We start from the raw sequence: 1721 nt of genomic DNA, 5'->3' as shown, positions 1-1721 counted from the left end.
CAGCCTGTCGGACCGGGTGTTTGGCAAAGCGGAGGCCCATGTCGGCAAGAGCTTCCGGCGCAGCATCGGCCGGGCGTGAGGAGCGGAGCCATGGACATCGCCTTTCTCTCCGACACGCTGGGCAAGCTGATGGCGGCACTGCCGACCACGCTTGGCCTGTTCTCCCTGGCCATCGCCTCCGGCGGCGTGCTGGCGCTCGGCATCGTCTGGATGCGCGTCAGCGGGATTTTCATCCTGGAATGGTTCGCCCGCGCCTATGTCTTCGTCTTCCGCGGGTCGCCGCTGCTGATCCAGCTTTTCCTGGTCTATTACGGGCTGGGTCAGTTTCCGGCCATCCGCCAGAGCCTGATCTGGCCGCTGCTGCGCGATCCCTTCTCCTGCGCCGTGATCGGGCTGGCCCTGTGCACCGCCGGCTATACGGCCGAGATCTTCCGCGGCGGGCTTCTGACCGTGCCGGCCCGCGAGATCGAGGCGGCGCGGGCCTGCGGCATGTCCGGCCTGCTGCTGTTCCGCCGCATCATCGCGCCCATCGCGATCCGCCGGGTGCTGCCCTCCTATTCGACGGAAATCGTCCTTATGGTCAAGTCGACCGCACTGGCGAGCCTCGTCACCGTCTGGGAGGTCACGGGCGTGGCCCAGCGGATCATCGCGCAAACCTACCGCACGATGGAGGTCTTCCTCTGCGCGGCGGTCATCTACCTCGTCCTGAACTTCGTCCTCGTGCGCCTGGTTGGCCTGCTGGAGCACCGGCTGTCACCGCATCTGCGCCCCCCGACGACCCGCGGCGAGCCGTCGCCCGCCGCATCGCCCGCCGCCGCGTCCAGCGCCACGCCGAATCCCACTTCCAGCCCGGGAGCCATTCCATGAGCATCGCCAACGCCACGACCGCGCTGACCGTGCGGGATATCCGCAAGTCGTTCGGCGGGCACGCCGTCCTGAAGGGGATCTCGCTGGATGCGCGAGAAGGCGACGTCATCTCGATCCTCGGGGCCAGCGGCTCAGGCAAGAGCACCTTCCTGCGCTGCATCAATCTGCTGGAAACGCCGGACGACGGAGAGATCACCGTCGCGGGCGAGACGATCGCCATGCGCAAGCGGCGCGACGGCCGCCTGGAGCCGAAGGACCGCCGGCAGGTCGACCGCATCCGCTCCGAACTCGCCATGGTGTTCCAGAGCTTCAACCTGTGGTCCCACATGACGGTCCTGGAAAACCTGATCGAGGGGCCAATCCATGTGCAGAAGCGGCCGCGCGCCGAATGCATCGAGGAGGCCGAGGCGCTGCTGGACAAGGTCGGGCTCGCCGACCGGCGCCATTACTATCCGGCCTTCCTGTCCGGCGGTCAGCAGCAGCGCGCGGCCATCGCCCGCGCCGTGGCGATGCAGCCGAAGGTGATGCTGTTCGACGAGCCGACCTCCGCGCTGGACCCCGAACTGGTCGGCGAGGTGCTGCGGGTGATGCGGGCGCTGGCCGAGGAGGGGCGGACGATGCTGGTCGTCACCCATGAGATGAGCTTCGCCCGCCACGTGTCCAACCGGGTGATGTTCCTGCACCAGGGCGAGGTCGAGGCCGAGGGCACGCCGGACGAGCTGTTCAGTGCATCGAAGTCGGACCGCTTCCGTCAGTTCGTATCGGGCTTCGCCAAGCAATGACCGCGCCGGCCCCACCCCTGTCCCCGCAGCATGGAACGGAGTCCGGCATGTCGTCCATCCGTCTCGAAGGCC

At 67.9% G+C, this 1721-nt stretch carries 2 protein-coding genes; both read left to right on the top strand.

Annotated elements, in window-relative coordinates; genetic code table 11:
* The first annotated feature begins 90 nt into the window (after window positions 1-90).
* The gene (locus I71_RS20605) at window positions 91-867 is read left to right on the top strand and encodes an ABC transporter permease (protein WP_042697348.1); all 777 of its coding nucleotides are present in this window, start codon (window positions 91-93) and stop codon (window positions 865-867) included.
* A complete protein-coding gene (locus I71_RS20600) occupies window positions 864-1649 on the top strand; it encodes an ABC transporter ATP-binding protein (RefSeq protein WP_042697346.1) in 786 nt (261 codons plus the stop codon). Before I71_RS20605 ends, I71_RS20600 begins: the two co-directional genes overlap by 4 nt.
* The last annotated feature ends 72 nt before the right edge of the window (window positions 1650-1721 follow it).

Source organism: Azospirillum sp. B506, from assembly GCF_000333595.1.
Taxonomy (GTDB): domain Bacteria; phylum Pseudomonadota; class Alphaproteobacteria; order Azospirillales; family Azospirillaceae; genus Azospirillum.
Note: the sequence above shows the minus strand (reverse complement) of the source record. Positions and strands in the feature narration are given on the sequence as shown.